The following is an 18585-nucleotide window of genomic DNA, read 5'->3' as shown; positions in this document are numbered from 1 at the left end:
TGATCAGCTTCCGGTCAGGCCTTCGGGACCAACGCCAAGGCTCGCACCGGGCTGCCGGTGCCCTTGACGATCTTCAGCGGCGCAGCGATCAGGATGGCACCCTTGGTCGGCAGCTTGTCGAGATTGCACAGGCTGGCCAGGCCGTAACGGTTGGCCTTGTGCATCAGGTTGTGCGCCGGGAATGGCGGGGTCATGCCACCGGCCGCACCCGCATCGGTGCCGATGCACTGGGTGCCCCAGCCGATCGCGCCGCGCTCGATGATGTATTCGATGCAATCGACCGAAGGTCCCGGCGAATGCGGGCCGTTGGCATCGGCGTTGAGGAAGGAAGTCTCGGAACCGTTACGCTTGTCCCAGTCGGTGCGCATCACCACCCATTCGCCCTTGCCGATGGCGCCATGCTTGGCTTCCCAGGCCTTCACGCCTTCGGCGGTGAGCAGATAGTCGTTGTCGGCTGCCGACTCGGCCGAGCAGTCGATGACGTTGACCGGTGCGACATAGTTGCTGACCGGGATCGTGTCCGTGTAGCCGTCGGAATATTCCTTACCGGTGATCCAGTGGTGCGGCGCATCGAAATGCGTGCCGGAATGCTCGCCGATCTTCAGCCAGTTCCACGCCCAGAACGGACCGTTCTTGTCGTATTCCGAAATGGTGTGGATTTCGATCTTGGGCGTATCAACCGCGAATTCCGGCGGAAGTTTAAGCAGCGGAGTGTCCGGTCCCAATGGGGCGGACAGGTCGACGACGTCAACCTTTCCACTGACCAGAAGCTCGGCCAAGCCGGCAAGCGCATTTGCAGCGGTCATATTCAATCCTCCTGATTGCATGTTCTTCATTCTTTTGACCGGGCGCCAGCAATCGCGGCAGCACCGGTTTTTCCCGAAGATCAGGCTAGACGAGTTTAGATGCGTATGCAAATATCATTTTAAGGGTGAACTAATTCCATGACCAAATACGACGCCATTTTCATTGGCGCGGGACACAACGCACTTGCCTGTGCGGCGCATCTCGCCAAACGCGGTTGGAAGGTCGGTCTGTTCGAGGCGGCAGACCGCCCGGGCGGCGCCGTGAAGACGCTTGAGCTGACCCTGCCTGGCTATCGCCACGACCTCGCCGCCATGAACCTCAGCCTGTTCGCAGGCTCAGCATTCAACCGGGTTTACGGCACAGAACTGGCACAACACGGACTGGAATTTGCACCGGTGCAGGACTGCTTCGCTTCGGTGTTCCCGGGCGGGCGCTGGCTGGGCGTATCCACCGACCTGGCCATGACGACGGCACGCATCCACGCATTCTCGGCACGCGATGGCAAGACCTGGGAGACGCTGGTCGAGGCCTTCCCGGCGCGGGCGGAGCGGATCTTCTCGATCCTCGGAAGCTCGATGAAAAAACGTGCACTTGCACGTATCTTGTTTTCGCTGCTGCGCAAGGAGGGCATCTCCGGCACCCTCGACCTCGGCCGTTTCCTGCTGTCGTCACCGCGCGCCTGGCTGGACGAGACCTTCGAAAGCAGCGAGGTGAAAGCGCTGCTCGGCGCCTGGGGCATGCATCTGGATTTCGCGCCCGATATCGCCGGCGGGGCGGTCTTCCCCTATCTCGAAGGCATGGCCAATCAGAGCTTCGGCATGGTGCTGGGCAAGGGCGGCGCAGACACCATGATCCGGGCGCTGACAGCGATGGTCGAAGGCCATGGCGGCACCATCGAGTGCAATGCTCAGGTCGAGCGGGTCGTTATCACCGGCGGCAGGGCAACGGGTGTGATGCTGGCCGATGGACGCCGCATCGAGGCCAGTCGTGCCGTCATTGCAACGGTTTCGCCGAAAGCCTTGAACGGACTGCTACCGGAGGGCTCCGGCAACAGCGGCTTCGACCGCAAGATGCGCGATTTCCGCCATGCGCCCGGCACCATGATGATCCACCTGGCGGTGGATACACTGCCCGACTGGGCCGACCCTGCCCTGCAGCACTTCGCCTATGTGCATGTCGCGCCGTCGCTGGACGTCATGGCACGCGCCTATCAGGAAGCCCAGGCGGGCCTGCTGCCAGCCGAGCCAGTGATCGTGGTCGGCCAGCCGACAGCAATCGATCCGACCCGTGCACCGGACGGCAAGCACATATTGTGGCTGCAGACGCGCGTCGTGCCCGCAGAAATCAGGGGCGACGCTGCCGGTGTCATCCAGGATCGCGACTGGGCAACGGTACGGGAGGCTTATGCCGACCGGGCGATCGCGATCATCGAACGCTATGCGCCGGGCCTCTCGGGCAAAATCATCGAACGTACGGTAGTGAGCCCACTCGACCTCGAAAGCGGCAACGCCAATCTGATCGGCGGCGACCAGATCTGCGGCAGCCATCACCTGTCACAGAATTTCCTGTTCCGGCCGGCAACCGGCTCAGCCGACTGGAGCACGCCGGTGCGCAATTTCCATCTTGCCGGCGCCGCAACATGGCCCGGCGCGGGCGTCGGTGCGGGCTCAGGCTTCCTGCTCGCACAGCAACTGGCAGGCGGCTGAAACAAATCTTCAAACAAAGCTCGCGGAAAGCGGGCTCCAGAGGTGGGAGAAACCGATATGAAGCGCAAGGCGATCAACCCGGACAGCATGTACAAGTCGCTGCCGTTCGGATTTTCCCATGCCGTCGAGCAGAACAGCGGACGCACCCTGCATATGGCGGGCCAGGTTGCCTGGAACAGCGCCGGCGAGCTGGTCGGAGCGGGCGACCTTGCCGCGCAGGCACGCCAGGCGTTGGCCAATCTCAAGACCGTGCTGGCGGAAGTCGGCGCCACGCCCGGCGACGTGGTGCGGCTGCGCACCTATGTCGTCAACCACACACCCGACAAGCTTGGCCCGATCGAGGCCGAAATAAGAGCCTTCTTCGGCGACGTCACGCCGGCCGCCAACACGCTGATCGGCGTCCAGACGCTGGCCATGCCGGAATTTCTCATCGAGATCGAGGCAACCGCAGCGCTCTGAGCAAGCCGCGGGATCGCCTCGCAAGACACAATAATGGGCATCACAATAATGGGGAACACAACCATGAGCGCACATCCAAACAGACGTACCCTGCTGAAACTGGCGGGCGCCGGCGTAGCGGCTGCCAGTTTGACGCTACCGGGCAAGGTCTTTGCCCAAGGCAAGGACGAACTCACCATCGCCTACAACGTCAACCTGCCTTCCTGGGATCCGACGGTCGGCCCTTCGGCGGTCAACCCGACCATCCAGGGCTTCTACCAGTCCGTTTTCGACATGTTCATCCACCAGAATCCGGATCTTTCCTTCGCGCCGGGGCTGATCACCGAGTGGGGCTGGAACGACGATCGCTCCAAGATCTTCCTGGTGGTTCGCGAAGGCGTCAAATGGCATGACGGCAGCCCCTTCACCGCCGAAGACGTCGCCTGGTCGCTGGCGCGCGCCGGCAAGGCCGAAACCGGCAATCCGATCCAGTTCGTCTGGTCGAAGGTCGGCAACTTCAAGGTTGACGGCAACCGCGTCGAGGCAGACGTCATCGAGTTCGAGCCGACCATCTTCAAGTGGATGTCGTTCCTGACCGGCTATGTGCTGCCGAAGGCCTATTACGAAAAGGTTGGTGCGGAAGGCTTCGAGGCCAAGCCGATCGGCACCGGCCCCTATATGGTCGATCGCTACGAGCGCAACGCCTTCGTGCGCCTGAAGGCCAATCCCGACTATTGGGGCGGCAAGCCGGATTTCGAAACCGTCACCATCAAGTTCGTCACTGACGCCGCCAGCCGTGTCGCCGAGGTCGAATCCGGCAATTCCGACGTGACGCTGGAAATCCCGTATGAGGAATATGACCGGCTGATCGGCGGCAAGCTCAAGGGCAGCTGCGAAACCGTCTCCGATATCGCGATGATCTTCATCAACGACGTCGACCCGATGCTGGACAAGAATGTGCGCCTCGGCGCCATCAAGGCCATCGATAAGCAGTTGCTGATCGATCGCCTGTTGCGCGGCTACGGCGTGCCGCTGTCGACGCTGGAGACGCCGGAATACGCGGCCTACGATGCCTCGATCAAGGTCGAGCCAAATGTCGAGGAAGCCAAGAAGCTGCTCGCCGCTTCCGGCTACTCGCCGGAAAAGCCGGTGAAGTTCAAGATCCAGACCACGCGCGGCTTCAAGCCGAAGGACTACGAGATGATCCAGGCGATCGTCGGCATGTGGCGCAAGGTCGGCATCGAAGCCGAGATCGAGGTCTACGAGATCGCGCAGCACTACGAACTGCGCGCCGCCGACAAGCTGGCGCCGGCCGCCTTTTACAATTGGGGCAACGCCGTCGGCGACCCGACCACCTCGACCGGCTTCGCCATGTTCGGCCCGAGCCCGCACTCGGTCTGGGACGGCAAGGATCTCGTCGACCGCATCATCCCGCTGTGGGGCGAGAAGGACGAGGCCAAGCGCATCCAGGGCTGGAAGGATGTCGACCGCTACATCGCCGATGAAGGGCTGGTGATCCCGCTACTGCAATATGCGCAGCCGATCGTGCACCGCGAAGGCCTGAAGGTGACACCGCACAAGTCGGGTGCGCTGCTGCCGCACCTGATCAAGCGCGCATAGGCTGAAATCTCCGGCCCGGTTTGCGCCGGGCCGGAGGCTTTTTCCTCATGATGCTTCTTCGTCAGACCGTCTCCCGGCTCATCACCACGCTGATCACCCTGTTCGGCGTGGCGGTGATCGTTTTTGTCGTCATCCGCGTGGTGCCCGGCAATCCCATTGCCATGATGCTGCCGCCCGGCGCGACCGAGGCCGATATCGAACGGCTGAAGACGCTCTACGGGCTCGACAAATCCATCTTCGAGCAGTTCGTCATCTGGTTCGGCAATGTACTGCACGGCGATTTCGGCACCTCGATCTCGACGCGCCAGCCGGTGCTGTCGCTGGTGCTCGATCGGCTGCCGGCAACGCTGGAACTGTCGATCATCGCGCTGGTCATGGCTGTGGCGATCGGCGTGACGCTGGCCATCCTCGGCACCCGCTTCCGAGGCCGCAAGACGGAAGCCGGCATCGATGTCGCCAACGGCGTCGGCCTGTCGGTCCCGGATTTCCTATGGGGTCTGGCGCTGATCCTGCTTTTCGGCGTGCTCTGGCCCGTCTTCCAGATCTCAGGCCGCGTCTCGCCGCGGCTGGAGCTGCCTTTCACCAGCCAGTTCTATCTGTTCGAAAGCGTCCTGCGTCTGCGCTTCGACATCCTGGCAGACCTGCTTTCCCACATGTTCATGCCGGCACTGGCCCTTGCCCTGCCGCTGGCGGCGATCATCTCGCAACTGCTCAAGCAGTCGCTCAAGGAGACGGTGAACCTCGACTATTCCGTGCTTGCCCGCACCAAGGGCTATTCGGAAACCAAGGTGATCCTGTCGGAGGCCTTGCCCAACTCGATCCTGCCGACGCTGACCCTGGTCGGCGTGCAGTTCACCTTCCTGATCGGCGGCACCGTCATCATCGAGCGGCTGCTCTCCTATGAGGGGCTCGGCAACATGGCGATCGACGCCGTCATCAACCGCGACCTGCCGCTGATCCAGGGCATCGTCATCCTGTTCGCCATCCTGTTCACCTTCGTCAATCTGGCCGTCGACATGACCTATGCCTTCCTCAACCCGAAACTGCGCCATGCTTGACGGACGCGGTTCGATACGCCGGCGCGCCGGTGCAAGGCTCTGGCTGTCGGCCCTCTGGCTGGCCCTGTTCGTGCTGGCCGCGCTGCTGGCGCCATGGATCAGCCCGCATGACCCGCTGGCACAGGACCTGATGCTCGGCCGCCTGCCGCCGGCTTGGATGGCCGGCGCAGAGCCGGGCTACTGGCTGGGGACCGACAGCCTTGGCCGCGATGTGCTGTCGCGCATCATCCATGGCGCGCGCATCGCGCTGATCGTCGCCCTGATTGCCGGCACCGCCACCTGCCTGCTCGGCTCGACGCTCGGCCTCGTCGCTGGCTTCTATCGCGGCTGGGCCGACCGGCTGATCAGCCGGCTGGTCGATATCTGGATGGCCTTCCCGCCGGTGCTGTTCGCGATCCTGCTGATCGCGGTGCTCGGCACCGGCCTGACCTCGGTCATCCTGGCCATCGTCATCATCGACTGGACGCGCTTCTGCCGTGTCGTGCGTGCCGAAACACTTAACCAGTCGAAGATGGACTATGTGCACAGCGCCAAGGTGGCGGGCTTCACCCGCCTGCGCACGCTGGTCGCCGAGATCCTGCCCAATGTATTGCCCACCATCATCGCGCTGCTGACGCTGGAAATGGGCATCGCCGTGATCGTCGAGGCGATCCTGTCCTTCGTGAACCTGTCGATCTCGACCGATCAGCCGACCTGGGGCGGCATGATCGCGGAAGGCCGCACCAGCATTCATCAGGCCTGGTGGGTTCTGGTGTTCCCGCTGATCGCGCTCTTCTTCACCGTGCTGGCCTTCGCGCAATTCGGCGATGGCCTGCGCGAACGTTTCGATCCGGTGCTGCGATGAGCAGCTTCCTCGAGATACGCGGGCTTTCTGCACGGCTTGCCGGCACCGGCCAGCGCCTGCTGCGTTCGGTCGACATCAGCCTGCCGGCTGGCTCGGTGCGCGGTCTGGTCGGCGAAAGCGGCGCCGGCAAGAGCATGATCGGCAAGGCCGTGCTCGGCGTGCTGCCTAAGGCCGTCGAGATCATCGAAGGCGAGATCCTGCTCGATGGCCAGGACCTGCAGAAAGTGTCGCCCGGCGAGCGCCGGCGGCTGATCGGCGCGAAGGCGGCACTGATCCCACAGGACCCGCTGACCGCGCTCAATCCGTCGCGACGCATCGGGCCGCAGATCACCGACCGCCTTGTCGATATCCTCGGCTGGACAAAGGCGCGCGCGGCCGCGCGCGCATTAGAAGTGCTGGCGGAGGTGAGTATCCCTGAGCCGGAGCGCATCATGCGGCTTTATCCGCATGAGCTGTCCGGCGGCATGCGCCAGCGCATCCTGATCGCTTCGGCCTTCGCCGCGGAACCGAAACTGATCGTTGCCGACGAACCGACGACGGCGCTCGACGTCACCGTGCAGAAGCAGATCCTGAAACTGATTTCCGAGTTGCAGGCACGCCACGGCACCGCGCTGCTGTTCGTCACACATGACCTCGGCGTCGTGTCCAAGGTCTGCGACACGCTTTCGGTGCTTTATGCAGGCAAGGTCGTGGAGGACACCACCGTGGAACGCTTCTTCGCGGCCCCGCAACACGCCTACAGTTCGGCGCTGCTTGCAGCGACGCCACGCCATACCGATCCATCCTCGTCGCTCAAGCCGGTGCCGCGCGAGGTGACCGACGCCGTCGCCGCCGAAGTCGCCGTCGATGATACCACCTGGCGTCCGAACGGAGGCGTCCGTGGCTGACAATATTTTCGAGGTTGCGGACCTGCGCGTCGACGTCGCCGACATGACGCGAAAGCCACTGTTTGGCTCAGCACCGCGGCTGGAGATCCTGAAAGGCATCAGCTTCACCATCCCGCGTGGCGCAGTACTCGGCATCGTCGGGGGTTCGGGTTCCGGCAAGACGACGCTCGGACGCACGCTGGTGCGGCTGGCCGAACCGAGCGGCGGCCGCATGCTGTTCGACGGACAAGACATCGCGCATCTTTCCGATGCCGCCATGCAGCCGCTTAGGCCACGCATCCAGATGATCTTCCAGGATCCGCTGTCATCGCTCAACCCGCGGCTGACCGTCGGGCGCACGGTGGCGGCACCGCTGAATGCCAGGACCAACGATCCCCGGATCGGGCAGGCACTGGAGCATGTCGGGTTGCCCGCCGATTTCGCCCGGCGTTATCCGCACGAACTCTCCGGCGGCCAGCGTCAGCGCGTCGGCATCGCTCGCGCCATCGCCATGCGGCCGGAATTCATCCTCGCCGACGAGATCGTCTCCGGCCTGGACGTATCCTCGCAGGCGCAGGTGCTGATGTTGCTCGAGACGCTGGTCGCGGAACTCGGGCTGACGCTCGCTTTCATCAGCCACGACCTGTCGGTGATCCGCCGACTGTGCAGCCGTGTCATCGTGTTGCGCGCGGGCGAGATCGTCGAGGACGCCGCGACCGAAGACCTGTTCGAACGGCCACAGCACGCCTATACGCGCGAACTGCTCGACGCCATTCCGACACCCGATCCTTCGGTGCGCTGGTAGGATAGGCGGGACGTCGCCAGAACAGGTGCTGGCGGTTTGAACATCGTAAATATCGACCGTTCGTGCCGCCCCTCACCTGCCTGCCTGCATCCTCTCCCCGTTAACGGGGAGAGGGACGCTCCCGCCTCAGATTTCGCCAATTATCGGCGTTGCAGAACGGGCGCCGGCGCAGCGGCCAGCATCCTTCTACCCGTTCACGGGGAGAAGTGCCCGGCAGGGCGATGAGGGGCAGCGCTGCGGCGGGTGGCACAGCAATGCGTGGCGCACGAGCCTTTCTCCCAGGTTCAGAGCGGGATACACATGCGTCACCATCGCACCCTGCCGAGGACATCATGAAAATCCGCCTGTTCCGAAACGCCGCGTTGAAGATCGAAGTCGCCGGCAAGACACTGCTTGTCGACCCGGACCTTGGCGACAAGCACAGCCGTCCTTCTTTCACCGGACGTTCGCCGAACCCGATGGTCGACCTGCCGGTCAGCGTCGAGGAAATCCTGGATGGCGTCGACCTGGTGATCGTCTCGCACCTCCATGCCGACCATTTCGACACGGTGGCGCAGACGGTTATCGCAAAGGACCTGCCGCTGATCTGCCAGCCCGGCGACGAAGGGAAAATCCGCGGCTTCGGTTTTGAGGACGTCACCACGCTTGCCTCCGAACTCACCTGGAACGGGATCAAGCTGATCCGGCGCGACGGCAGCCATGGGCTGGGGCCGGTGGTGGAGAAGATGGGACAGGTTATCGGCTTCTCGCTGGAGGCGGCAGGCGAGCCGACACTCTACTGGGCTGGCGATACGGTGCTCTATCCGCCGGTCGCCGAGACGATCGCAGCAACAAAACCCGGCATCATTGTCACCCATTCCTGCGGCGCACGCTGGGATGGGGAGCTAATCGTGATGGACGACAAGCAGACCGTAGAGGTGGCGCGTTCTGCGCCACAGGCCAAAGTGATTGCCGTGCACATGGAAGCGCTCGACCATGCCACGATCGATCGGGCTACACTGCGCCAGACAGCCGAAGCCGCTGGCATCGCCGCAGAGCGCCTGCTTATCCCGGCGGATGGTGAGACGGTGCACATCGACAAGGGTTGAAGAAAGCCGAATTCCCTTCACGCCAGCAGGCATTAAGAGACTGGCCAATCGTGCCTCCAGCGCCATATTGTTCGCATATAGATGGCGAAAACCATTCTCATGCAGAGAATGGATGCATCGCCAGGAAGCTGAAATTCCGGAGAACTGAAACGACATTCTACTGATCGCCGATCAAAGGAAATTCTTTCCTTCGACAAGAAGCGGTCGCTTCTGCGATCAGGACGCATGCCGGCAGCGATCCGGCAACCCGCTAGGGAGCGTTGCGATGAGCGCGAAGGCTGAGGCAGAATTCGGTGGTGCAATGAAGCGGCTGCAGCCGCCCGTCGCATCGGTGCTTGACCTGATCGGCGAGACGCCGGTCGTGGAGTTGAAAAAGTTCGATACCGGCAAGTGCCGGCTGTTCATCAAACTGGAAAGCCAGAATCCGGGTGGTTCGATCAAGGATCGCATCGCCCGCTCGATGATCGACCAGGCCGAGCGGGACGGACGGTTGCAGCGTGGCGGCGTCATCGTCGAGGCGACGGCCGGCAACACCGGGCTCGGCCTTGCCCAGGTCGGCATTCCGCGCGGCTACCGCATCATACTCATCGTCCCCGACAAGATGTCGCGCGAGAAGGTGCAGCACCTGCGGGCGCTCGGCGCCGAAGTGCGGCTGACCCGCTCCGATGTCGGCAAGGGTCACCCGGAATATTACCAAGACATTGCCGAGAAGCTGGCCGCCGAAATCCCGGGCGCCTTCTACGCCAATCAATTCTCCAACCCGGCCAACCCGCTGGCGCACGAAACCACCACCGGCCCTGAAATCTGGCAGCAACTCGATGGCGACGTCGATGCAGTGGTGGTCGGCGTCGGCTCCGGCGGCACCCTGTCCGGCCTTGGCCGTTTCTTCGCCGGCGTGTCGCCCAAGACCGAGATGGTGCTGGCCGACCCGGTCGGCTCGGTGCTGGCACCGCTGGTCAAGACCGGCGAGATGGTCGAGGCAGGCAGTTGGACCGTAGAAGGTATCGGGGAGGATTTCGTGCCGCCGAACTGCGATCTTTCGCTGGTCAAGAAGGCCTATTCGGTCTCTGACCGGCACTCGATGCTGGCGGTGCGCGACCTGCTTTCGAAGGAAGGCATCCTGGCAGGCTCATCCTCCGGCACGCTGTTGTCGGCGGCGCTGCGCTACTGCCGCGAACAGAAGGTGCCGAAACGCGTCGTCACCTTCGTCTGCGACAGCGGCAACAAATATCTCTCCAAGGTCTTCGACGATTTCTGGCTGGCCGAACAGGGCCTTGCAGAGCGCGAGCAGCATGGCGACCTCTCCGATCTCGTCGCCCGTTCACACCGCGAAGGCGGCACGGTGTTCGTCGGGCCAGATGACACGCTGCTGACCGCATATGGCCGCATGCGGCGCGGCGACGTCTCGCAATTGCCTGTGCTGGAAGACGGCAAGCTGGTCGGCATCATCGACGAGGGCGACATCCTGGGTAAAGTCGACGGTCCTTATGATGGCCGCTGGCAGCGCTTCGACCAGCCGGTGCGCACGGCCATGACAGCCGATCTGCATACGCTGCAGGCCAATCAGACGCTGGACGCGTTGCTGCCCGTCTTCGACCGCAACGAAGTCGCCATCGTCTTCGACGGCGACGAATTCGTCGGTCTCATCACCCGTATCGATCTGATCAACCATCTGAGGCGCAACCGATGACCATCCAGGGCAAGAACAGGCTCGCTTTCTCGACCCGCACCATCCATGGCGGGCAGAGTCACGACCCGACGACCGGCGCCGTGATGGTACCGATCTACGCCACCTCGACCTATGCGCAGCAGTCGCCGGGCGTGCACAAGGGCTTCGAATATGCCCGCAGCCAGAACCCGACCCGCTTCGCCTTCGAGCGGGCGGTGGCGGATCTTGAAAGCGGTTCGGCTGCGTTCGCCTATGCATCGGGCCTTGCTGCTATCGCCAACATCTTTGAACTGCTCGACGCCGGTTCGCACATCGTCGCCACCGACGACATCTATGGCGGCACGTTCCGCCTGCTCGAACGCGTGCGCAAGCGCTCGGCCGGGCTGCAAGTGAGCTTCGCCGACTTCACTGATCTCGCTGCCGTCGAGGCAGCGATTCGCCCGGAAACCAAGCTTCTGTGGGTGGAGACGCCAACCAATCCGCTGCTGCGGGTGGTCGATCTCGCCGCCGTTGCCGCGCTCGCCCGTCGCAAGAGGCTCATCGCCGTCGCCGACAACACGTTCTGCAGCCCCTACATCCAGCGACCGCTGGAACTCGGCATCGACCTTGTCGTGCATTCGGTGACCAAATATCTCAACGGCCACTCCGATATGGTCGGCGGCGTCGTGATCGTAGGCGACAATGCCGGACTACGCGACCAGTTGAAATTCCTCCAGAACGCGGTCGGTGCTATTTCCGGGCCGTTCGACAGTTTCCTGGCGCTACGCGGTCTGAAGACGCTGGCGCTGCGTATGGAACGGCACTCCGCCAACGGCCTGAAGATCGCGCGCTGGCTGGAAGCGCGGCCGGATGTCCGCCGTGTCATCTATCCCGGCCTTGAAAGCCACCCCCAGCATGCTGTCGCCAAGGCGCAGATGAATGCCTTTGGCGGCATGATCACGGTAGAGCTCGACCGCGACCTCGTCGGCACCAAACGCTTCCTTGAACACACGCGCCTGTTTGCGCTGGCCGAAAGCCTGGGTGGCGTCGAAAGCCTGATAGAACATCCGGCCCTGATGACTCACGGGTCCATCCCGGCGGAAAAGCGGGCAGCCATCGGCATCTCGGATTCGCTGGTGCGGCTGTCAGCCGGCATCGAGGACGCCGACGACCTGATCGCCGACCTGGCGCAGGCTCTGGCGGTTTAAGCGGAACGCCCATCCCCCTTCTCCCCTTGTGGGAGAAGGTGGCCGAGCCGCAGGCGAGGTCGGATGAGGGGTGCTGGACGGAGTGCTGCTTTTCAGGTTCGTGTCTTGCTGAAACAGGTGCTCGCTCCTGCAGCGCCTCGTTTCTTCCAGCACCCCTCATCCGTCTCGGCGCTGCGCGCCGATCCACCTTCTCCCACAAGGGGAGAAGGCAGATCATCGCCACGGTTCCAGGCTCTTATCGGCTGCATAGGCAATGATAGTGTCACACACTGCATTCATTTCCCGCAGCACTTCGTCATTCCAAAATCGCAGAACTCGAAAACCAAGCGCGTTGAGAGCCAAGGCACGCTGTCCATCGTGCACGGAATCAGCATGTTGGCTGCCATCGACTTCGACGATCAGCATGGCATTGGCGCACAGAAAATCAGCGACATATGATCCGACCGGCACCTGCCTACGGAATTTAAGTCCGCTCAACCGCCGACCACGAAGCTCTTCCTAAAGCCGTCCCTCAGCCTCGGTCATATCTTGCCGTAATGTCTTCGCAAAACTGCGTTTTCCGGGCGAAATGGGCGTGTGCGGCATAAGGATAGCTTATCTGCAAGAGCCACGACCAGAAAGAGCTCAAGCTAGACGCTTCGGGTCAATGATGTGGCACTTTCAGCCGCGTCTCCAGCCAGCGGCTGTAACGTGAGCCGCCGAAGCAGAACAGGAAATAGATAATGCCTGCTACCAAGTAGGCCTCGTCGTAGAAGCCAAGCCATTTCGGGTCGGTGGTCGAGGCACGCGCCGCGTTGAGCAGGTCGAAGATCCCGATTACCGCCAGCAGCGAGGTGGCGAGCAGGAAGCCGATGGCCAGATTGACCATGCCGGGGATGACCTGGCGCAAGGCCTGCGGCAGCACGATCAACTGCATGGTGCGCCAATAGCCGAGGCCGAGCGCCTTGGCGGCTTCTTCCTGGCCATGCGGGATGGTCTGCAATCCGCCGCGTACCACCTCGGCGACATAGGCCGACCAGAACAGCGTGATCATGATGATGGCCCGGACCGTCTTGTCGACGAACTGGCCACCGGGAATGGCCATCGGCAGGATCAGCATCGCGACATAGAGGATCGCCACCATCGGCGTGCCGCGCATCAGCTCGATGAACAGCACCGCCAGCGTGCGCAGGCCGCCCATCTTCGAACGCCGCGCCAGCGCCAGCAGAACCGCCAGCGGAATCGAGAGACCGAAACAGACCGACCAGACCAGCAAGGTGACCGGCAGCCCGCCCCACTGGTTGGACGGCACCGGCGATCCGGTCAGCGTGCCGGTGAGCAGCGCCCAGCAGAGACCGACGACCAGCAGCCAGGCGATCAACAGCTCGCGCCGCCAGAAGCGCGGCTGGGCGGTGACGACGAGCAGGCCGAGCAGCAGCAAGAGCGCCGCGGTCGGCCGCCATTGCAGCTCCTGCGGGTAGAACGCGAACAGGATGAAGCGGAGCTTGGCCACCACGAAGGCCCAGCAGGCGCCGGATGCCGCCGCGCAATCCTGCGCCGTACCGGTCCAGGTGGCGTCGAGCACGAGCCAGCGCACAAGCGGCGGCACCAGCCAGACGAGGAAGGCAAGGGTGAGCACGGTCAGCGCCGTATTCAGCCTGGTGCCGAACAAGCCATTCCACAGCGGCTTCCAATCGAAAGAGCGACGCATCAACGGCAGCGAGGCGATATCGACAAGGCTCATCGCGAAACGTCTCCGCGCAGGGCGACCCTGCGGTTATAGACATTCATCAGCGCCGACACCGACAGGTTCAGCACAAGATAGATGCCTATCAGGATGGCCAGCGCCTCGAAGGACTGGCCGGTGGTGTTGGCGGTGGTGTTGATGATGGACACGAGGTCCGGATAGCCGATGGCGACCGCCAGGCTGGAATCCTTGGTCAGGTCGAGATAGCTCGACGTGATCAGAGGCGTGATGACGCGCAACGCCTGCGGCAGCACCACCAGGCGCATGATCTGCCCGGGATGCAGGCCAAGCGCCCGCGCCGCTTCCCATTGGCCGCGCGAGACCGACTGGATGCCGGCACGCACGATCTCGGCGATCGCAGCCGAGAATTTAACCGTCAAGCCGGCAAGGAGCGCCGCGAATTCCGGCGTCAGGCTGTAGCCGCCGCGAATGTTGAAGCCGCCCAGCACCGGCATGTCGAGAGACAGCGTCGCATCCGTCGTCGGGAATGCCGCGCCGACGGCTGCCAGCAGAACGAGCGTCGCGGCCAAACCGTTGCCGAACCTCAGGCGCCGGCGACGATACGCGGTGTAGAGATAGAGGCCGTGTGACAGGGCGATGGCGACCAGCAACAACACTGTCCGGCTAGAGAAACCATCAACGATGATCCCCGGCACGAAGACGCCGCGATTGGACAGAAACAACGCATCGAAGGCCGACAGCGCCTGCCTTGGCGGCGGAAAGGATTTGGCGAGCGCGATCCAGAAGAACAATTGCAACAGCAGAGGCGTGTTGCGGATCAGCTCGACATACCAGCGCACGAGCGTCGCCAGCAGCAGATTGCCGGACAGGCCTGCGACACCCAGTGCCACGCCCAGAATGGTCGCCAGAACGCAGCCGAGCACAGCCACTTTGACGGTGTTGACGAGACCGGCAAGGATCGCCCAGATATAGAGATCTCCCGCCTTGAACGCGATGACGCTTTCGCCGATCTCGAAATTGGCCGACCGTTCGAGAAAGCCGAAACCCGGCGTGACGCCGATGCGCCGCATGGTGTCGGCGACATTGGCGCCCAGCAGCCAGAACAAAGCGACGACCGCTACGAAGGCGGCAAGCTGGATGAAGGGCCGCGGCCCCCACCAGCCGGCCAGCCGGCTCAGCAGGCCTGGCCGATCGCGGCCCGGCGCGATTTCGGTCGTCGCCATGGTTCAGGCAGCTCGGTCAGATCAGCGGAAAGGCGGCGAATAAAGCAGGCCGCCGTTCGACCACAGATTGTTGTAGCCGCGCTCCCAGCCGAGTGGTTTCAGGTTGCGGTCAAAGATCTCGCCATAGTTGCCCACCGTCTTGATGATGTTGTAGGCCCATTTCGGGTCGAGATTGGTAGCCTGCGCCAGCGAAGGATCGACGCCGAGGAAGCGCTGGATCGCTGGATCCTCCGACTTGAGGAACTCGTCGACATTCTTCGAGGTGATGCCCCATTCCTCGGCCTGGATGGTGACGTTGACGGTCCAGTTGACCAGCTCCTGCCAGCGGTCGTCGCCACCGGCGATGGCCGGAGCCAGCGGCTCCTTGGACAGGCGCTCCGGCAGGATGACGTAGTCGTCCGGTTTCTTCAGCTGGGTGCGCTTGCCGACGAGATCGGAACTGTCCTGCGTGATGGCATCGACGCGACCGGATTCCAGCGCGTTGATGAATTCGCCGGTTTCCTCGATCGTCACCGGCGTGAACTTCTTACCGGTCTTGCGGAAGAAGTCGGCGATGTTCAGTTCGCCCGTGGTGCCGCTCTGCACGCCGATGGTGGCGCCGTCGAGTTCTGTTGCCTTGGTCACGCCGAGGTCCTTGCGGACCAGGATGCCCTGCCCGTCATAGAACACCGTCGGGCCGAAGTGGAAACCAAGCTGCAGGGCACGCGCGATGGTCACAGTCACACCCGACAAAAGGATATCGAATTCGCCCGCCTGAAGTGCCGGCAGACGCTGCTGCGGCGAGGAATTGGTGAACTCGACCTTGTCCGGCGTGCCGAACACGGTGATGGACAACGCCTTGCCGTAGTCGACGAAGAAGCCTTTCCACTGGCCATCGTCGCCCGGTGCGAAAAAGCCCGGCGTCGTACCGACGCCGACCTTGATCGCGCCACGCTGCTTGATCTTGTCCAGTGTCGGTCCCGCATCCGCCACGGTTGAAAACGCGGTCGCGGCCACGACCAGCGATGCCGCCACCGCCCGGCGCCACAGGCCGCCGGGTTGCGATAAAAATGTCATCTGGATAAACTCCTGGTTCCGTAACAAGCCGACTCGAAACGATTGCGTTCAGCCCCCTTTCGCCGACCTGCCAAACGGTAACTCCATAAAATTTGTAGACTAAGGAACAGCAATCCAAAATTGCGCCGTTCCGGGAAGCGCTTTGCCGAAAAAGGAGCGCTTTGGAGGTGGAAGCGGCGACTGTGCAATCCATAAAAAAACGGCCGGCATGACCCGGCCGAGGTGAGAGGAGATGGAGTGCGCCTCAGGCGGCGACCGAAGCGAAGCCGCTTTCAAGCAAGTCCGAATAGTGCCGCTTGGCGACGTCCGGATGCGAACGCAGCCGGCTCTTCAGGACATTGGTGCCGACATCGCGGAACAGCGGATTCTCAGGATCGCTAGCCGGGCCACGCGCTTCCGCCGCCAGGTTGGACGGCAGGTCAAGCAGCGGGATGGAGGCGTCCAGACGGGCGCTGAAGAAGAACGGCACCGACAGCCTTTCGACACCGACAGGCGGCGTGACGACGCGGTGCACGGTAGCCCGCAGATAACCGTTGGAAGCCAGCTCCAGCAACTCGCCGATGTTGACGACCAGCGTGCCGGGGATTGGATCGACCGGCACCCAGCGTTCGTCATATTCGACCTGCAGGCCCTCATTGTGATCCTGCAGCAGAAGCGTCAGGAACCCACCATCCTTGTGCGCGCCGACGCCCTGCTCGCTGCCGGTGTGGTCGCGGCCGGGATAGCGCACGATCTTCATGCGGTGATTGGGTTCGCCGGCATAGATGGCGTCGAAGGCGTCCTCCGGCTGTTCCAGCGACAGCGCGAAAGCCTTGAGCAGGCGGATCGCCACCTCGGTCACCTGCGCCTGCCAGGATAGCAGCACCGGCCTCAGGTCCGGGTAAAGCCGTGGCCATTGGTTCGGCCCCTGTAGGCGCGTCCAGGCGGCGACACCCGGCTTTTGCGCGATCGGTTCGCGTTCGACACCGATGTCAAGCTGTTCGCGCCAGTCCGCCTTGCCGCGCGTCAGCTCGCCCCCAGTGCGGGTGTAGCCACGGAACTGCGGCGAGTTGACCATGGCGATCTTGAGCTTCTCGTCCTCCGGCAATTCAAAGAAACGCTTCGCCGAAGCGAGCACGCCTTCGATCTCGCTGACCGCAATGCCGTGGCCGGCCAGATAGAAGAACCCTACATCGCGGGCCGCCGATCTGAGGTCAGCCAGGAAAGTACGCCGCTCAGACGCGCCCTGTTCCAGGCGGCTGAGATCGAGCACAGGTACAATTCTGGTCATGTCTGGGATTCCTCCGGTCTGTCCGTTTAGCCCCACCCCAAATCTCCATCGGCCGCTTTGGTCCCTGTCCGTCCCCCTAAAAAGGGTCGACCTCATGCCGCCGACACGACCTCGGCGCGCGTCTGCGCGGCGACAAGATCCGCGTGATGGCGCGCGGCGACGTCTGGATGGGAGCGCAGCCGGCTCTTCAACGTGTTCTGGCCAGAATTGCGGAAGAGCGGGTTCTGCGGATCGCGCGTGATGCCGCCGGCCTGCGCCTTGAGATGCGAGGGCAAGTCGAGCAGCGGTACTTCGGCATCGAACGGCGCGCCCAGGAAGAAAGCAACCGAAAGCCGGTCGGTGCCGGCGGGCGGCGTGACGACGCGATGCACGGTCGCTTTCAGATAACCGTCGGTGACCAATTCGAGCAACTCGCCGATGTTGACGACAAAAGTGCCCTCACGCGGTTCGGCTTCGATCCAACGGCCATCCTCCGCCTCGACCTCCAGACCCTTCTGCTTTTCCTGCAGCAGCAGAGTGAGGAAGCCACTGTCCTTGTGCGCACCGACACCCTGTTCGCTTCCGGTGGCATCCCGGCCGGGGTAGCGGATGATCTTGATCAGGTGATTGGGTTGACCGGCATAGATCGTCTCGAACACGTTGCGATCCTGCTCCAAAGCCACGGCGAATGCCTTGAGCAGGCGCTCCGCCAGTTTGGTCAACTCCGACTGCCATTCGAGCAGAATCGGCTTCAGCTCCGGCAATGCGCGCGGCCAGAGGTTGGGTCCCTGCAGCCGGGTCCAAGCCGGCTGATCCTTACCGAACGGGATCGCCGGTGCTTCGGAGCCGATATCGATCTGCTCGCGCCAGTCGCGCTGCCCCTTCGTCAGTTCCTGGCCGACACGGTTGTAGCCGCGGAAATGCGGCGAGTTGACCATTTCGATCTCGAGTTTGTCGGCTTCCGGCAGTGCAAAGAAGCGGCGTGACGACGCCAGCACGTCATCAATCAGACTCTGCGGGATTCCATGGCCGGAGAGGTAGAAGAAGCCGACATCGCGGGAGGCGCGCTTCAACTGGCTGAGGAACGCGGTCGGATCGGTTTCAAACAGGGAGAAATCCAGAATCGGAATCGATTGGATCGGGGTGTTCTTGCTCACTTTCAGGCCCTCTTGGCAGGTCCCTAAGCGTGGCAACGGCACAGGCAAAATCAAAGAAACGACCGACCCTTTGACACTGCAAGACGAAAAATCCCGCGCGCCAAGATGTTCAATTGGCGCGATTT

General features: G+C 63.0%; 17 protein-coding genes. 10 read left to right on the top strand and 7 right to left on the bottom strand.

The window, feature by feature from the left end:
* Positions 1-14 precede the first annotated feature (14 nt).
* Complete coding sequence (locus L4923_RS14255; RefSeq protein ID WP_239366111.1) at positions 15-806, bottom strand: cyclase family protein; 792 nt, start codon at positions 804-806, stop codon at positions 15-17.
* A 138-nt stretch (positions 807-944) separates the two neighbouring features.
* Here L4923_RS14255 and L4923_RS14250 point away from each other — a divergent pair, with 138 nt between their 5' ends.
* The 10 genes from L4923_RS14250 (at position 945) to L4923_RS14205 (ending at position 12088) form a co-directional block, all read left to right on the top strand.
* A complete protein-coding gene (locus L4923_RS14250; protein WP_239366109.1) occupies positions 945-2513 on the top strand; it encodes a phytoene desaturase family protein in 1569 nt (522 codons plus the stop codon).
* Positions 2514-2570: 57 nt separating this feature from the next.
* On the top strand, positions 2571-2972 hold the full coding sequence (locus L4923_RS14245) for a RidA family protein (protein ID WP_239366107.1): 402 nt from the start codon (positions 2571-2573) through the stop codon (positions 2970-2972).
* Positions 2973-3035: 63 nt separating this feature from the next.
* Positions 3036-4571 carry an ABC transporter substrate-binding protein gene (locus tag L4923_RS14240; RefSeq protein ID WP_239366105.1) on the top strand — a complete coding sequence of 512 codons (1536 nt, stop codon included), beginning with the start codon at positions 3036-3038 and terminating at the stop codon, positions 4569-4571.
* A 50-nt stretch (positions 4572-4621) separates the two neighbouring features.
* On the top strand, positions 4622-5629 hold the full coding sequence (locus tag L4923_RS14235; protein ID WP_239366265.1) for an ABC transporter permease: 1008 nt from the start codon (positions 4622-4624) through the stop codon (positions 5627-5629).
* A complete protein-coding gene (locus L4923_RS14230; protein WP_239366103.1) occupies positions 5622-6473 on the top strand; it encodes an ABC transporter permease in 852 nt (283 codons plus the stop codon). The genes L4923_RS14235 and L4923_RS14230 overlap by 8 nt, the downstream gene beginning before the upstream one ends.
* Entirely contained in the window at positions 6470-7360 is an 891-nt protein-coding gene (locus L4923_RS14225) for an ABC transporter ATP-binding protein (protein ID WP_239366101.1), read from the top strand. Before L4923_RS14230 ends, L4923_RS14225 begins: the two co-directional genes overlap by 4 nt.
* A complete protein-coding gene (locus tag L4923_RS14220) occupies positions 7353-8144 on the top strand; it encodes an ATP-binding cassette domain-containing protein (RefSeq protein WP_239366099.1) in 792 nt (263 codons plus the stop codon). The genes L4923_RS14225 and L4923_RS14220 overlap by 8 nt, the downstream gene beginning before the upstream one ends.
* A 332-nt stretch (positions 8145-8476) precedes the next feature.
* A complete protein-coding gene (locus L4923_RS14215; RefSeq protein ID WP_239366097.1) occupies positions 8477-9232 on the top strand; it encodes an MBL fold metallo-hydrolase in 756 nt (251 codons plus the stop codon).
* Positions 9233-9533: 301 nt separating this feature from the next.
* A complete protein-coding gene (locus tag L4923_RS14210) occupies positions 9534-10922 on the top strand; it encodes a pyridoxal-phosphate dependent enzyme (RefSeq protein WP_425530948.1) in 1389 nt (462 codons plus the stop codon).
* Entirely contained in the window at positions 10919-12088 is a 1170-nt protein-coding gene (locus L4923_RS14205) for a trans-sulfuration enzyme family protein (protein ID WP_239366094.1), read from the top strand. Before L4923_RS14210 ends, L4923_RS14205 begins: the two co-directional genes overlap by 4 nt.
* 213 nt (positions 12089-12301) lie before the next feature.
* On the opposite strand, the gene L4923_RS14200 is transcribed toward L4923_RS14205, so the two are convergent.
* The 6 genes from L4923_RS14200 to L4923_RS14175 form a co-directional block, all read right to left on the bottom strand.
* Positions 12302-12538, bottom strand: a complete 237-nt coding sequence (locus L4923_RS14200) for an endonuclease domain-containing protein (protein ID WP_239366262.1) — start codon at positions 12536-12538, stop codon at positions 12302-12304.
* 193 nt (positions 12539-12731) lie between these two features.
* Complete coding sequence (locus tag L4923_RS14195; RefSeq protein ID WP_239366093.1) at positions 12732-13811, bottom strand: amino acid ABC transporter permease; 1080 nt, start codon at positions 13809-13811, stop codon at positions 12732-12734.
* Complete coding sequence (locus L4923_RS14190) at positions 13808-14998, bottom strand: amino acid ABC transporter permease (protein ID WP_239366092.1); 1191 nt, start codon at positions 14996-14998, stop codon at positions 13808-13810. Before L4923_RS14190 ends, L4923_RS14195 begins: the two co-directional genes overlap by 4 nt.
* Before the next feature lie 21 nt (positions 14999-15019).
* On the bottom strand, positions 15020-16054 hold the full coding sequence (locus L4923_RS14185) for an amino acid ABC transporter substrate-binding protein (protein WP_239366091.1): 1035 nt from the start codon (positions 16052-16054) through the stop codon (positions 15020-15022).
* A gap of 244 nt (positions 16055-16298) precedes the next feature.
* Positions 16299-17324, bottom strand: a complete 1026-nt coding sequence (locus L4923_RS14180) for an isopenicillin N synthase family dioxygenase (RefSeq protein WP_239366090.1) — start codon at positions 17322-17324, stop codon at positions 16299-16301.
* Positions 17325-17416: 92 nt separating this feature from the next.
* Positions 17417-18460 carry an isopenicillin N synthase family dioxygenase gene (locus L4923_RS14175; protein ID WP_239366089.1) on the bottom strand — a complete coding sequence of 348 codons (1044 nt, stop codon included), beginning with the start codon at positions 18458-18460 and terminating at the stop codon, positions 17417-17419.
* Positions 18461-18585: the final 125 nt, after the last annotated feature.

Source organism: Terribium retamae, from assembly GCF_022347545.1.
In the GTDB taxonomy this organism is placed as follows: domain Bacteria; phylum Pseudomonadota; class Alphaproteobacteria; order Rhizobiales; family Rhizobiaceae; genus Mesorhizobium; species Mesorhizobium retamae.
The sequence above is the reverse complement of the archived record's forward strand: the minus strand, read 5'-3'. Positions and strand labels throughout refer to the sequence as shown.

Excerpts from the sequence above, each read along its gene's own strand:
- L4923_RS14255 (WP_239366111.1), bottom strand. The coding sequence starts at position 806 with ATGACCGCTGCAAATGCGCTTGCCGGCTTGGCCGAGCTTCTGGTCAGT.
- L4923_RS14250 (WP_239366109.1), top strand. The coding sequence starts at position 945 with ATGACCAAATACGACGCCATTTTCATTGGCGCGGGACACAACGCACTT.
- L4923_RS14245 (WP_239366107.1), top strand. The coding sequence starts at position 2,571 with ATGAAGCGCAAGGCGATCAACCCGGACAGCATGTACAAGTCGCTGCCG.
- L4923_RS14240 (WP_239366105.1), top strand. The coding sequence starts at position 3,036 with ATGAGCGCACATCCAAACAGACGTACCCTGCTGAAACTGGCGGGCGCC.
- L4923_RS14235 (WP_239366265.1), top strand. The coding sequence starts at position 4,622 with ATGCTTCTTCGTCAGACCGTCTCCCGGCTCATCACCACGCTGATCACC.
- L4923_RS14230 (WP_239366103.1), top strand. The coding sequence starts at position 5,622 with ATGCTTGACGGACGCGGTTCGATACGCCGGCGCGCCGGTGCAAGGCTC.
- L4923_RS14225 (WP_239366101.1), top strand. The coding sequence starts at position 6,470 with ATGAGCAGCTTCCTCGAGATACGCGGGCTTTCTGCACGGCTTGCCGGC.
- L4923_RS14215 (WP_239366097.1), top strand. The coding sequence starts at position 8,477 with ATGAAAATCCGCCTGTTCCGAAACGCCGCGTTGAAGATCGAAGTCGCC.
- L4923_RS14210 (WP_425530948.1), top strand. The coding sequence starts at position 9,534 with ATGAAGCGGCTGCAGCCGCCCGTCGCATCGGTGCTTGACCTGATCGGC.
- L4923_RS14205 (WP_239366094.1), top strand. The coding sequence starts at position 10,919 with ATGACCATCCAGGGCAAGAACAGGCTCGCTTTCTCGACCCGCACCATC.
- L4923_RS14195 (WP_239366093.1), bottom strand. The coding sequence starts at position 13,811 with ATGAGCCTTGTCGATATCGCCTCGCTGCCGTTGATGCGTCGCTCTTTC.
- L4923_RS14190 (WP_239366092.1), bottom strand. The coding sequence starts at position 14,998 with ATGGCGACGACCGAAATCGCGCCGGGCCGCGATCGGCCAGGCCTGCTG.
- L4923_RS14185 (WP_239366091.1), bottom strand. The coding sequence starts at position 16,054 with ATGACATTTTTATCGCAACCCGGCGGCCTGTGGCGCCGGGCGGTGGCG.
- L4923_RS14180 (WP_239366090.1), bottom strand. The coding sequence starts at position 17,324 with ATGACCAGAATTGTACCTGTGCTCGATCTCAGCCGCCTGGAACAGGGC.